General features: G+C 68.3%; 11 protein-coding genes. 1 reads left to right on the top strand and 10 read right to left on the bottom strand.

The window, feature by feature from the left end:
• Nucleotides 1–34: 34 nt before the first annotated feature.
• The 9 genes from ACTIEW_RS13930 to petA form a co-directional block, all read right to left on the bottom strand.
• Nucleotides 35–1675: a DUF4166 domain-containing protein gene (locus ACTIEW_RS13930; protein ID WP_439478504.1), complete on the bottom strand. Its 1641-nt coding sequence runs from the start codon at nucleotides 1673–1675 to the stop codon at nucleotides 35–37.
• Nucleotides 1672–2100 carry a thiol-disulfide oxidoreductase DCC family protein gene (locus ACTIEW_RS13925; RefSeq protein WP_439478503.1) on the bottom strand — a complete coding sequence of 143 codons (429 nt, stop codon included), beginning with the start codon at nucleotides 2098–2100 and terminating at the stop codon, nucleotides 1672–1674. The genes ACTIEW_RS13930 and ACTIEW_RS13925 overlap by 4 nt, the downstream gene beginning before the upstream one ends.
• Before the next feature lie 98 nt (nucleotides 2101–2198).
• Nucleotides 2199–2588, bottom strand: a complete 390-nt coding sequence (locus tag ACTIEW_RS13920; RefSeq protein ID WP_439478502.1) for a RidA family protein — start codon at nucleotides 2586–2588, stop codon at nucleotides 2199–2201.
• Nucleotides 2585–4207: a M28 family peptidase gene (locus ACTIEW_RS13915; protein WP_439478501.1), complete on the bottom strand. Its 1623-nt coding sequence runs from the start codon at nucleotides 4205–4207 to the stop codon at nucleotides 2585–2587. The genes ACTIEW_RS13920 and ACTIEW_RS13915 overlap by 4 nt, the downstream gene beginning before the upstream one ends.
• An 83-nt stretch (nucleotides 4208–4290) precedes the next feature.
• Nucleotides 4291–5967 carry a M28 family metallopeptidase gene (locus ACTIEW_RS13910; RefSeq protein WP_439478500.1) on the bottom strand — a complete coding sequence of 559 codons (1677 nt, stop codon included), beginning with the start codon at nucleotides 5965–5967 and terminating at the stop codon, nucleotides 4291–4293.
• A 93-nt stretch (nucleotides 5968–6060) separates the two neighbouring features.
• The gene (locus ACTIEW_RS13905; protein WP_439478499.1) at nucleotides 6061–6639 is read right to left on the bottom strand and encodes a DUF1579 domain-containing protein; all 579 of its coding nucleotides are present in this window, start codon (nucleotides 6637–6639) and stop codon (nucleotides 6061–6063) included.
• A 119-nt stretch (nucleotides 6640–6758) separates the two neighbouring features.
• Entirely contained in the window at nucleotides 6759–7631 is an 873-nt protein-coding gene (locus ACTIEW_RS13900; RefSeq protein WP_439478498.1) for a cytochrome c1, read from the bottom strand.
• A gap of 8 nt (nucleotides 7632–7639) precedes the next feature.
• Nucleotides 7640–8941, bottom strand: a complete 1302-nt coding sequence (locus ACTIEW_RS13895) for a cytochrome b (protein WP_439478497.1) — start codon at nucleotides 8939–8941, stop codon at nucleotides 7640–7642.
• 11 nt (nucleotides 8942–8952) lie between these two features.
• Complete coding sequence (petA, locus tag ACTIEW_RS13890; protein ID WP_439478496.1) at nucleotides 8953–9489, bottom strand: ubiquinol-cytochrome c reductase iron-sulfur subunit; 537 nt, start codon at nucleotides 9487–9489, stop codon at nucleotides 8953–8955.
• A 196-nt stretch (nucleotides 9490–9685) separates the two neighbouring features.
• Between petA and ACTIEW_RS13885 the strand changes: the two genes are divergently transcribed.
• Entirely contained in the window at nucleotides 9686–10132 is a 447-nt protein-coding gene (locus ACTIEW_RS13885; protein ID WP_439478495.1) for a tRNA (cytidine(34)-2'-O)-methyltransferase, read from the top strand.
• Nucleotides 10133–10193: 61 nt separating this feature from the next.
• Here the strand turns inward: ACTIEW_RS13885 and ACTIEW_RS13880 are convergent, their stop codons facing one another.
• On the bottom strand, nucleotides 10194–11462 hold the full coding sequence (locus ACTIEW_RS13880) for a dipeptidase (protein WP_439478494.1): 1269 nt from the start codon (nucleotides 11460–11462) through the stop codon (nucleotides 10194–10196).
• Nucleotides 11463–11762: the final 300 nt, after the last annotated feature.

Genomic DNA, 11762 nt, shown 5'->3' with positions numbered 1-11762 from the left:
GCTGTATGGCGAAGGTTGTCAGGTTAAATTGCGGTCATGTCGCGCGGACCAGCCAGCCGCGATAGCGCACCAGCCGCCCGATCAACGGCAGGGATATTTGGACGTCGAAGACGAACCGGCCTTCGGCGTCGACCTCCTCATGGGCGCGCGTCGACGGCGCCAGCCCACTCGGCAAGCGGATCGGCCCCAGCCGCCAGCCCTCGACCCGATAGACCAGCCGCCCGCCCTCGGGCGTCAGCCGCAACTCCATGCTGAGCGGTCCGAACCGTTCGCGCACCCGACCGCCCGGTCGCGGCGTCGACAGCACGCTGGCGAAGGCGTGACAGCCGATCCGTCGCCGCCACACCGAACGCTCGCCGTCGGCATGGATGGCCACCTCGGCCGAACAGGCCGCCTGCGCCGTCGGAAAGCCCATGATCCGCGCGATCATGGCCGCCATCGGGCCCGCGGCTCCTTCCGTCATGGCCTCGCCGCGCCACAGCGACCGCCCGGGCGTCTCATGCAGGGCGCGAACTGCGGGCGGCAGGCCGTCAAAGCCCGGTCCGATAGCGCGAGCGAAGATCGCGCCCCGCTCGACAACCGTTTCTGTCGCCAGTCCATGAGGCGCCATCTCGGCCACGATGTCCTCCAGCGTCATCACGCCGACGCAGGCCCTCGCCCCCGGTTCGATCCGCCCCGCCGCGATGGCCTTGATCGCGGCCAGCGCCGGCAGGCTCGGCGTCACCGGCCCCTCCCCCGGCTCGGCGACCAGCCGCCAGACCCCCCGCGCGGCGCAACCCTCGCCATCCACCCCCAAGGCCTCCACCCGCATCGCACCGCGATCCGAGCCGATCACCGAGGCCCAGCCCGACACCTGGACCAGCAGCCCCGCCAACGGGACCGGATCGAACCGCAGAAGCCGCACCAGCCCCGCCAGCACCCACGCCCCCAGATGCGCCGCCGCCGGCTCCAGCCCCGCCAGGAAAAGGGCCCGCTGGCGCGGCGCGTACAGGGCGGGAAACAGGTCGAGGTCCGGCGTCTCACACAGCGACACCAACCGCCGTCCGGCCCGGCCGAAGTCGCGGCGGTACAGCCCGCTCCAGCCTTGCCGCGTCGTCCATTCATCCCCCTCGAACACCCGCACCGGCCGCCCCAGCCACGACAGGATGGCCCGCATCGCCGACAGCCCGCGCGGCGCCCGCGCGCCCGGCGAGATCGCCGCCTCGATCGAGACCACCTCGCGCCAGCCTTCGGTCAGCCGATCGAGCACCGCATTCGATAACGCCGGGGTCGAACTGCATCCGGTCAGGGCCGCCACCCCCGCCGCCTTCGCCGTCGCGTTCAGCGCCGGAAAGGCCGCCACGAAGTCACGCCCGTCGGCCAGGTCGACATAGGACAGGCCGGCCGCGATGGCCGCCCGCGCCGTCGTCGGCTCGGCGCCCTGAAACGGCCCGGCCGTGTCGGCGACGATGTCGGCCCCGGTCGTCTTGAGCTCAGCGGCGGTCAGGGTCGCGACATCCAGCGTCACAACGTCGATCCGGCCCTGCGGGAAGGCCAATCTGAACCGCGCCGCCACAGCCTCTGTCCGCCTACGGTCGCGCCCGGCCGCCACGACCTCGAAGCCGTCGCGCAGCAGGCCCTCGCAGAGCCGCGAGCCAAACACCCCGCCCGCACCGATGACCAGCACCCGGGTCACGGCAGGAACCGCGCCCGGTCTTCCGCCGACGGAACCATGCAGGTCTCCGTCCGTCCGAAGATCGCGTACCGGTTCCGGGCGATCAGCTCGTAGACCGGGTCACGCAACACCCTCGGCGCGGCCTTCAGCAGCGCCAGCGGTTGCGTCGCGGTCAGTGCTCCCAACACGGTCAACGCGGCGTCAGACTTGAAGAAGATCCGTCCGTCCAGGACCACCGCATTGGTCTGCGGCGCCTCGGGGTCGATGCCGAACCGCGCAGCCAGGGCCCGGCCGGTGTCGGACTGGACCGTCACGAAGCGGAACCGCTGCTCCGGGTCTCGATCGATCACGAACCGCACCCAGCGCGAGCAGAACACGCACACGCCGTCGAACAGGATCAGGCCGTCGGGCTCATCGGGGGCGGGCTGCGGCGACCAGCGGCTCATGGAGCGACAGTGCGGCGAACGGACGGGCGCCGCAACGCGTCATTCCGCGCCTTTCCTCCCCCATTGGGGGAGGGGGACCGCGAAGCGGTGGAGGGGGTTCAGGCCGCCGCCACCGCCTCGATCTCCACCAACCAGGCCTCGTCGAAGATGCCGGTGATGATCACCGTCAGGGCCGGCTGACGCCCCGCCAGACGGCGGATGCGGACTTCGCGGTTCTTCAGGGCATAGGACCGGTCCGACAGGAAGGTCGTGACCTTGACGAGGTTGTCCAGCGTCATGCCCGCAGCGGCCAACTGGGTCTCGATATTGGTCCAGACCTGATCGCACTGGCCGGTGAAGTCCGCTGCAAGAGAGCCGTCGGGCGCGACCGGGATCTGGCCCGAAAGATAGAGCCAGCGGGTCGGTCCGGTCACCTCGACCGCCTGCGGATAGGACCCCTCAACTGGCGGCGAGCCGTCGCCGGTCAGGGGCTGGATGGTCGCAGTCACTGGCGTGCGGCGTCCGAGCGGGCGCGGACCACGGCGAACTCCGAGGTCGGCTTCCAGCCCGGCCAGTCGCTGCTGTTCGCGAGGCCCAGACCCAGGTGATACAGCAGGGTCAGGTTCTCGACCGCCGAGGTGAAGTCGAGGTCGGCCGACCATTCATCCGACGGCTTGTGATAGTCGGCGGCGAATTTGGCCCGCCAGGCGGCCTCGCCCGCGGCCCGACCGCCCTCGACCCAGTCCCAGCCGTGCCAGGGCATGATCGCCGGCACGCCCATGCGGGCGAAGGGGAAGTGGTCGGAGCGGTAGTAGAAGCCCTGCTCGGGCATGCCGTCATCCGACACATAGCGGCCCAGCGGTTCGGCGAGGGCCTGCAGCCGGTCCTCGAGCTCGTTCTGGCCCTTGCCGAAGATCGGCACGTCGCGGGTTGAACCCGACAACGGCAGCATGTCGATGTTGATGTCGGCCACCGTGGTCTCCAGCGGATACACCGGGTTGGCGGCATAGCCGTAGGCGCCCATCAGGCCCATCTCCTCGGCCGCCATGTGGGCGAAGATGATCGAGCGTTGCGGCCGCGGCGCGGCGCTCAGCTGGCGCGCCATCTCGACCACGCCGACGGTGCCCGAGGCGTTGTCCCAGGCCCCGTTCCAGATGGCGTCGCCGACCACGCCCGGATGCTGGGCCTCGCCGCCGACGTGGTCCCAGTGGGCCGAATAGATGATGGTCTCGTCCGGATGTTCGGTCCCCGGAATACGGGCCAGCAGGTTGTGGGTGACGAGGGTTTCGATGGTCTCCGACGCCTCGACCGACAGGGTCACGCCGTTCAGCGCCACCGCCTCGAACGTCCCGTCGGCGATGTTCGGCAGTTGGGAGATGTCGAGCCCCGCCGCAGTCGCCCAGAGGCCGGCCACGTCGTGGTTGATCGCGCCCGAGAACTCCAGATCGGCCGCGCCCGGCGTCAGGGTCCGGGTGCGGGCGGCGCCGCGCAGCGCGCCCTGCCACATCGGCGAGGCGGCGTCCCCCATGACCACGGTGATGACGCCTACGGCCCCGCGGCGGAAGGCCTCGTCGGCCTTGTAGGCGCCGGACTGGTAGTTCATCGCATACTGGCCGTTGAACAGGTCGCCGTCCGGCTCGCCGCCGACCACGATCACGACCTTGCCGCGCACATCGAGGTCGCCGTAGTCGTTCCAGTTCCGCTCGGGGGCATGGATGCCGTGGCCCGCGAAGACCAGGCCCGCATTCTGGATCGAGGCGCGGCCGTCGTTGGTGACGGCGCGCACGGTGATGTCGGTTCCCACGGTCAGGGGATGTGACGTCCCGTCCGGTCCGGTCCAGGCCGCAGTCGCGCCGGCGACGGGCGTGTAGCGTTTGAGTTCCACCGGCTGCAGCCATTGGCCGTTCGGCCCGCCGGGCTCCAGCCCCATGGCCTCGTACTGGGCCTGCAGCCAGGACAGCACCATCCGCTCGCCTTCGGCGCCGGGATAGCGGCCCTGATATTCATCGGCGCTGATGGTGCGGATGTTGTCGCTGATCCGTGCGGCCGAAAAGTCCTGGGCCGAGGCCATGCCGGCGGCGAACAGCACGGCGGCGACGGCGACGCCGCCCATCATCTTGCGAAACATATGGGAGGCTCCATCCCCGGATTAATGGCGCGCACTCTAGGGCGGCCCGGCGGGACCGCCCGTTAAGTTTTCGTCATCTGGACCTAGCGGCGCTGGGCCGCCGAAGGGGCGCGCGCCGGGCCGAACTCGGAGCCCGGCATCCATTCCGGCCAGTCACGGCTGTTGGCCAGGTCGCGGCCGATGGTGAGGATAAGTTCCAGATCCTCGACCTGACCGCTCAGGTCCCAGCCGGGCGACCATTCGTCGTCGGCCTGGTGGTAGCGACGGGCTCCGTATTCCGAACGGGACGCTTCGCGGGCGGCGATCGGCTCATCGCGGAAGGCGCCGCCGCCGTCGACATAGGCCATCGGCACGCCGCGCTTGGCGAGGGGGAAGTGGTCGGAGCGGAAATAGCTGCCCGAGGCGGGATTGCTGTCCGGCTTGGCGGTCCGGCCCTGACGGGTGGCCTCGGCGGTGACGCGGGCGTCCAGGTTCGACTGACCCGAGCCGATGATATCGACGTCGGCCACACGGCCATAGACGTTCATGGCGTCGATGTTGAAGCCGGCGACGGTCGTCTCCAGCGGATAGATCGGGTTGGCGGCGTAGTATTCCGAGCCCAGCAGGCCACTCTCTTCCGCCGTGAAGCTGATCATGACGATCGAGCGTTCCGGGCGCGGACCGGCGCCCAAGACGCGGGCAAGCTCCAGCAGGCCGGCGGTGCCTGTCGCATTGTCGACCGCGCCGTTGAAGATGGCGTCGCCGTTGGCGTCAGGCTCGCCGACGCCGATATGATCCCAGTGGCCGGTGTAGAGAATGGTCTCGTCGGCATGGGTCGTTCCCGGCAGGCGGGCGATGACGTTGCGGGTGGTCACCTGATTGGTGGCCACGTCGAACATGGCGCTGAAGCTGGCGCCGGTCAGGGTTACAGGGCGGAAATCGCGGCTGCGCGCGGCGACCTTCAAGGCCTCGAAGTCGAGACCCGAACGGCGGAACAGATCGACGGCGACGTCGCGCTGGATCCAGGACTCCATCGCCACGCGCTCGGCGGCGGCGTTGGCGCGGACGATGTCGAACTGCGGACCCGTCCAGCTGTTCTGGACCGTGGCCCAGCCATAGGAGGCGGGCGCGGTCTCGTGCACGACGATGACCCCGGCGGCGCCCTGACGGGCGGCTTCCTCGTATTTGTAGGTCCAGCGGCCGTAGTAGGTCATGGCCCGGCCGTTGAACGTGTTCAGCTCGGGCTGTTCGAAATCGGGGTCATTGACCAGCACGACAATGATCTTGCCGCGCACGTCGACGTCCTTGAAGTCGTCCCAGTTCCGCTCGGGCGCATCGATGCCATAGCCGACGAAGACCAGCGGCGTGTCGCTCAGCATGACGTGGCTGCCCGGCAGCCGGGTCGAGACGGTGATCTGCTGGCCCTGGGCCAGCGGGATGGTCTCGCCCCCGACTTCCAACTGCATCCCCCGGAAATTAGAGGCGGTGAAGCGGTTCAGCGTCACGTCCTGGGTCCACGAGCCGTTCCGGCCGCCGGGCTGGAAGCCCGCCGCCGCATACTGCTCGCTCAGATAGCGGACGGTCATGTCCTCGGCCGGGGTGGCGATGCCGCGACCCTGGAAGCTGTCGTCAGACAGCACGCGCGCATGCTCGGACAGACGGGCGACGTCGATACTCGCGGCTGGCGCGGCGGGGGCGGAAGTCCCGCCTCCCCCCATGCTGGCGCAGGCGGAAATCAGGGCCCCGGCGGCAAGCACGGCGGCAGTCGAAAACAGACGCATGGACGGGAACACCCTCAGCCGAAATCAGAGGCCGGGACATTAGGGCGCCGCCCGCCGGGTGTCGATGCGCGGCGCCTTCGGATTTTCCGGGACTCAGGGTGTCGGATCAACCGTCCCGCCCGCTGGCCAGTCGGTGTCGCCGATCCGGGTCAGTCGCATCTCGATCATCGGACGGCGCGGCTGGCCCTCGGCCACCCAGGTCCCGACCTCGTGCCAGGTCCCGTCGCGTACCACCGCCACATATTCGATCCTGGCCCCGGGTCCGGCCGGCGTCTCCCAGCGGAAGCCGTCGGTGGTGACCTCGAAGGCATAGTCGCCCGAATGGCCCTGGGCGTAGGAGCGGAAGCCGTAACGCCCGGCGCGGGCATCCCACGACACCGTCGCCATGGCGTTGAACTGGGTCGTGCCGTCGGCGGCGTAACCCCGGCCCTCGATGACCTTGATTGAGCCGCCCAGCATCGAGCCGACCCGTTCGGTCTGCGTCAGCGTCATGGTCCCGTGCGGGCCGTGGATGGTCGCTGCGCCGCGCCATTCTCCATCCAACATGTCCAGCCGGTCGAGGGCAGCGCGCTGGGCCTCGGTGCCGTTGGGCGAGGCGGACATCTGGGCCTGGGCCGCCACCGGGGCGGCCAGAAGGACGGCGGCGAGCGCCAAGCAGGTGAACGGTTTCATCGTCGGATCTCCCTTTGACTTTGTCTTATAAAGTACTTTCGTGACAAAGACAAGCGCGCACGAAAAACCCGCCGACGCGGGGCGCCAGCGGGTCATTTCGGTATCGGTGGCGGCAAGCCCTAGTGGGCGACGCCCTTCCAGATCCGGCGGTAGCTCAGATAGGTGATGCCCGCGAAGATGAAGAGGAAGATCAGCACGCCGATGCCGGTCTGCTTGCGCTGGACCTGACGGGGATCCGAGGCCCAAGCGATATAGGCGGCCACGTCCCTGGACATCTGATCGACCGAGGCGACGGTGTCGTCGTCATAGGTCACCTGACCGGCGGTCAGCGGGTTCGGCATGGCGATGAAGCCGCCAGGCGGCACATGCGCGCCCTCGGGCATGAAGGGCGTCAGGTCGCCGGCCATATAGGTGTTGTAGTACTGGCCCGGACGGATCTGGAGGCCCTGCGGCACGGCCGCGTAACCGGTCAGCAGCGAATAGATGTAGTTGGCGCCGCCGTGGCGGGCCTTGGCCATCACCGACAGATCGGGCGGGGCCGCCCCGCCGTTGGCTGCGGCCGCGGCCGTGGCGTTCGGATAGGGGTTAGGGAAGCGGTCAGCGGCGGTGCCGTCGCGCATCACCGGCTCGCCCGTCTCGGTGTCGATGTCCGCGATCTGCACTTCCTTGGCCAGCGCCTTGACCCAACGGTTCTCGGCGGGGCTGGCCTGATGCGCGTCGAAGAACGGCCCGCCCGGCTCGGCCAGGGTGCGGAAATGCATCAGATCCATGCTGTGGCACGAGGCGCAGACCTCGCGATAGACCTTGTAGCCGCGCTGCAGCTGGTTCCGGTCGAAGCTGCCGAACGGTCCTTCGAAGCTGAAGCCGCCGTTGCGCAGGGCGTGGGCCTCGCCGGCGGCCAGCGCGGGCTGGGCCGCGAAGGTCAGGCCGGCGGCGGCGGCGATCAGGACCAGGGTCTTCTTCATGGCGCGGATATTCGTATGGAGGGTCATGGTCCCGCTCAGCCCTTCATCTCGGCGTCGCCGCCCGACAGGACCGGCTCGGAGATCGTCGCCGGGATCGGCTGGGGCGTCTCGCGCAGGCCCACGAGAGGCATGATGATGAGGAAGAAGGCGAAATAGTAGGCCGTCGCGAACCGGGTCAGCCACAGGTAGCTGTTCAGGTCCCCGTCGATCAGGATGAAGGTCTTGAAGTCCCCGATCACCGGCGCGTCGGGCAGTTGGGCCCCGCACCAGCCGAGGATCAGGCCCACGATCACGAGGATGATGAAGAAGGTCCGCATCGTCGGGCGGTAGCGCATCGAGCGCACCTTCGACGTATCCAGCCACGGCAGGATGAACAGCACGCCGATGGAGCCGAACATGGCCACCACGCCGCCGAACTTGTCCGGGATGGCGCGCAGGATCGCGTAGAACGGCAGCATGTACCACTCGGGCACGATATGCGCCGGGGTCACCAGCGGATTGGCCGGAATATAGTTGTCGGCGTGACCCAGGGCGTTCGGCATGAAGAAGACGAACAGGGCGAACAGCATCAGGAACAGGATGATGGCGAACCCGTCCTTGACCGTGAAATACGGGTGGAAGGGAACGGTGTCCTTGGCCTGCCGGTCCTTCGGGATCAGGATGCCGACCGGGTTGTTCTGGCCCGCCGCATGCAGGGCCCAGAGGTGCAGCACCACGCAGCCGGCGATGACGAACGGCAACAGATAGTGCAGCGAGAAGAAGCGGTTCAGCGTGGCGTTGTCGATGGCCGGACCGCCGCGCAGCCAGATCAGGACCGGCTCGCCGACGATCGGGATGGCCCCGATCAGATTGGTGATCACCTCGGCGCCCCAGTAGGACATCTGGCCCCACGGCAGGACGTAGCCGAGGAAGGCGGTGGCGATCATCAGGAAGAAGATCAGGCAGCCGATGATCCAGATCATCTCGCGCGGCGCCTTGTACGAGCCGTAGTAGAGGCCGCGCAGCATGTGCAGATAGACCGCGATGAAGAACATCGAGGCCCCGTTGGCGTGGGTGTAGCGGATGATGTCGCCGCCATTGACGTCGCGCATGATGCGCTCGACCGAGGCGAAGGCCATTTCCGTGTTGGGCACATAGTGCATGGCCAGGATCACGCCGGTGGCGATCTGGATCACCAGGCAGAGGGCCAGGATGCCGCCGAAGGTCCACCAGTAGTTGAGGTTCCTCGGGGTCGGCAGCGCCATATAGTCAGCGCCGAAGCGGACGATCGGCAGACGGGTGTCGAGCCATTTCTCGATGCCGGTCTTGGGGACGTAGGTGGATTCGTGATCGCTCATCGGTCTCGCCCTCAGCCGATCTTGATGCGGGTGTCGGAGAGGTAGGCGTACTCCGGCACGACGAGGTTCAGGGGCGCCGGACCCTTACGGATACGGCCCGAGGTGTCGTAGTGCGAACCGTGGCACGGGCAGAACCAGCCACCGAAATCGCCGGTGCCGAAGGTCGGGATACAGCCCAGGTGGGTGCAGTTACCCAGCAGGACCAGATACTGCTGGTGGCCGGCCTTGACGCGGTCGGCGTCGGCCTTCGGATCCTTCAGCGACGACAGCGGCGTCGAGACGGCGGCCTGGATCTCGGCGGCTGTGCGGTAGCGCACGAAGACCGGCTTGCCCTGCCATTTGATGACGACCTGTTGGCCTTCCTGGACCTTGCTCATGTCGAATTCGATCGACGCCAGCGCCAGCGTATCGGCGGCCGGGTTCATCGAATTGATCAGCGGCCAGGCCATCATGCCCGCCGCCCCCACGGCCGCCGCGCCGGCCGCGATGTGGATAAAGTCTCTGCGGTTGGGATCCGGGTTGTGCGGATCGCCCTGGTCTTCAGCCACCGATTCGTTCTCCTGAGACGCCGACGACGCAGCCCCTGGGACCCGCCGTTGCAACGCTGTCGTTCCTGAGCGACTTCCCGCGATACTCGCCCGGCCCGGCTTTGCGGCCCATAGCCGCAATTCGCGCTGCTTGTTGAGAAACAGTCGCAATTCGAGCCGCGACAAGCCTCCGGGCCGCGCGTATGAGGCCCTTAGAATGCGTCTCGTCCTTTTTCAACCGGCCATTCCTCAGAACGTCGGCGCCTGCATCCGTTTGAGCGCCTGTTTCGGCGTGGAACTGCACATTATCGAGCCCGCGGGCTTCCGTTTCGACGACCGGGCGATGAAGCGCGCGGCGCTGGACTACGGCCCGCTGGGCCATATGACGCGGCACGCCGACTGGGCCGCTTTCCAGTGCGACCGGGGACCCGGACGTCTGGTCCTGTTCACGACGAAGGGCGCGACGCCGCTCAACGAATTCGTCTTCCGGACCGACGACATCCTGCTGTTCGGTAGCGAGCCGTCCGGCGCGCCCGACTACGTGCATAAGGCCGCTGATGCACGGGTGGTGATTCCCATCCAGCCGGAAGCGCGCTCGCTGAATCTGTCGGTCAGCGCGGGGATCGCGCTGTGGGAGGGACTGCGGCAGACCGGCGAGGTCTAACACCTTAGTCATCCCGAACGCCGCGAAGCGGTGATCCGGGATGACGAGGGTGATTTGCTCCCTACTCCGGCGCCCCCGCCGCCGGCAGCTGAGCCAACCCCGGCCGCTCGCCCCGCTTGCTCGCCGCCACGGCTTCCACCGCCCGCATGACCCGCAGGGCGTTCTCGCCCGCCAGCTTGCGGATGTCCGCCTCGGTCCAGTCGTTCGCCATCAGCGCGGCCAGCAGCCGAGGATAGGCGTCCACCCCCTCCAGCCCGACCGGCAGGGAATCGACGCCGTCATAGTCGCCGCCGAGGCCGACATGGTCGATCCCGGCGATGTCGCGGATGTGCTGGATATGGGCGACCACGTCGGCGATCGTGGCGACCGGTTCCGGATGCGCCGTCGTCCAGGCCGCCAGCCCGGCCGTCACCGCCGCCGGAGCGCCGGGGTTCAGAGACTTGAGCCTCGCGTCCTCTGCCGACCGGGCGCTGTTCCAGGTCCGCACCGTCTCGGAGACGAAGCCCGGCACGAAGGTGACCATCACCACCCCGCCGTCCGCGGGCATCAGCCGCAACACGCTGTCGGGCACATTGCGCGGATGCGCGGTCACGGCCCGCGCCGAGGAATGGGAGAAGATCACCGGCGCGTCCGAGACCCGCATGGCGTCCAGCATGGTCTCTTCCGAGACATGGCTCAGATCGACCATCATCCCCAGCCGGTTCATCTCGCGCACCACGTCCTCGCCGAACGGCGACAGCCCGCCCCATTTCGGCGCGTCGGTGGCGCTGTCGGCCCAGGTCGTGGTCCGCGAGTGAGTCAGGGTTATGTAGCGGGCGCCGGAATCGAAGAACTCGCGCAGCAGCCCCAGGGAATCGTCGATTGAATAGCCGCCCTCCATGCCGATCAGGCTGGCGATCCTTCCGCGGCGGTGGATGCGCTGGATATCGTCGGCAGTGGTCGCCAATTCGAACACGTCCGGGTGGGCGGCGACCAGCCGCTTGACCGTGTCGATCTGTTCGAAGGTCGCCACCGCCGCGTCGGGCGGGGTCATCGAGGCGGGCACATAGACCGACCAGAACTGGCCGCCCATGCCGCCGGCGCGCAAACGCGGGATGTCGGTGTGCAACTGGGTCGAGGCGTCGAGGTTGGCCGTCAGATCCACGGCATGGGGATCATTGCCGTGGTTCTGGCGCAGCGCCCAGGGCAGGTCGTTGTGCCCGTCAATCAGCGGCGTCCGCTCCAGAATTCGCCGTGCCCGCGCCTCGCCAGCCGCATCCGGCGTCTGGGCCAGCACCGGGCCGGCCAGCAGGATAGCGGCGACGGTGGTCAGAAGGACGGTGCGGATCATGGCGGGCTCCCGGAAAGAACGACGGCGGACAGTGGCAGAGGAGACGGCGAAGGCAAGGCCGATGCCGCCTTGCGTCTCCTCCCTGTCCGCGCAGCGAATGGGGAGGGGACGGAAACGGCATGACGCTGTGCTGGCAATCCGCGAACTCATAGTCGGGTTGCCGACAAAATACCCCGCCAGTTCAACACCCTGCCTGCGCCGGAAACATTATTGTTCGTCGGGTTGGGGCCGCGCCTATCCTTCTGCCCATCCCGTCGCGGGGGAGGGCGTCTGGCGCCAGGGCCATCAACGTGCGGCGGG

Origin of the sequence: Brevundimonas sp., from assembly GCF_051860745.1 — a bacterium.
Classification (GTDB): Bacteria; Pseudomonadota; Alphaproteobacteria; order Caulobacterales; family Caulobacteraceae; genus Brevundimonas.
The sequence above is the reverse complement of the archived record's forward strand: the minus strand, read 5'-3'. Positions and strand labels throughout refer to the sequence as shown.

Excerpts from the sequence above, each read along its gene's own strand:
- ACTIEW_RS13925 (WP_439478503.1), bottom strand. The coding sequence starts at position 2,100 with ATGAGCCGCTGGTCGCCGCAGCCCGCCCCCGATGAGCCCGACGGCCTG.
- ACTIEW_RS13915 (WP_439478501.1), bottom strand. The coding sequence starts at position 4,207 with ATGTTTCGCAAGATGATGGGCGGCGTCGCCGTCGCCGCCGTGCTGTTC.
- ACTIEW_RS13910 (WP_439478500.1), bottom strand. The coding sequence starts at position 5,967 with ATGCGTCTGTTTTCGACTGCCGCCGTGCTTGCCGCCGGGGCCCTGATT.
- ACTIEW_RS13905 (WP_439478499.1), bottom strand. The coding sequence starts at position 6,639 with ATGAAACCGTTCACCTGCTTGGCGCTCGCCGCCGTCCTTCTGGCCGCC.
- ACTIEW_RS13900 (WP_439478498.1), bottom strand. The coding sequence starts at position 7,631 with ATGACCCTCCATACGAATATCCGCGCCATGAAGAAGACCCTGGTCCTG.
- ACTIEW_RS13895 (WP_439478497.1), bottom strand. The coding sequence starts at position 8,941 with ATGAGCGATCACGAATCCACCTACGTCCCCAAGACCGGCATCGAGAAA.
- ACTIEW_RS13885 (WP_439478495.1), top strand. The coding sequence starts at position 9,686 with ATGCGTCTCGTCCTTTTTCAACCGGCCATTCCTCAGAACGTCGGCGCC.
- ACTIEW_RS13880 (WP_439478494.1), bottom strand. The coding sequence starts at position 11,462 with ATGATCCGCACCGTCCTTCTGACCACCGTCGCCGCTATCCTGCTGGCC.